Source organism: Enterobacter cloacae complex sp. 6730903 (genome assembly GCF_048283985.1).
Classification (GTDB): domain Bacteria; phylum Pseudomonadota; class Gammaproteobacteria; order Enterobacterales; family Enterobacteriaceae; genus Enterobacter; species Enterobacter hormaechei_C.
The window spans coordinates 1-550 of the sequence record NZ_JBLVXX010000158.1 but is presented as its reverse complement, the minus strand read 5'-3'; the positions used below and the strand labels follow the sequence as shown (position 1 = coordinate 550).

Sequence of the window (550 nt, the reverse complement as noted above, 5' to 3'; positions counted from 1 at the left end):
GTAAATCTGCATCCAGCCAGAATCATTGCCATCCGACATACTCATGAACTGAATAATTTTCCCGCTAAGAATCAGCGCAGCAAATGATTGTTGCGCTGCCGGAGTGCTTCCACTCCCAATATTACGGTCTGATAACCGTATACCAGAACCATACATTCCAGGACCACCAGAAGTTGCGGGAGTAACGTTACAAAAACGGGTTCCCTGGCTTTTATCCCAGATATCTGAAATTACGGGAAGATTTTTTGAACCGACACCAAATGACCCGGTGGCCAGTACATCATTATCCCCTTCACCAGTATTTTTAGTTGCCGCATTTCCCAGACCGAGTTTTGTACGCGCTCCAGCGGCAGTCTTATCACCAGTCCCCCCCTGTGAAATACTTAGCGCTGTAGTTAGCCCGGAAAGGCTGGTAATGTCGCTGTTATCCCCTTTCTTCGCCAGCGATTTTTGACCCGGCACGGTAACGGCAGTGCCGTTGATAGTGATGGTGACATCAGATGTCCCGTTCATTACATCAGCGAACCCACTCATGTAGCGCTGGTACATC

General features: G+C 48.7%; 1 pseudogene. It reads right to left on the bottom strand.

The window, feature by feature from the left end:
• Window positions 1-550 (bottom strand): annotated as a pseudogene (locus ACNQ0W_RS25330) (hypothetical protein); the annotation flags it as partial.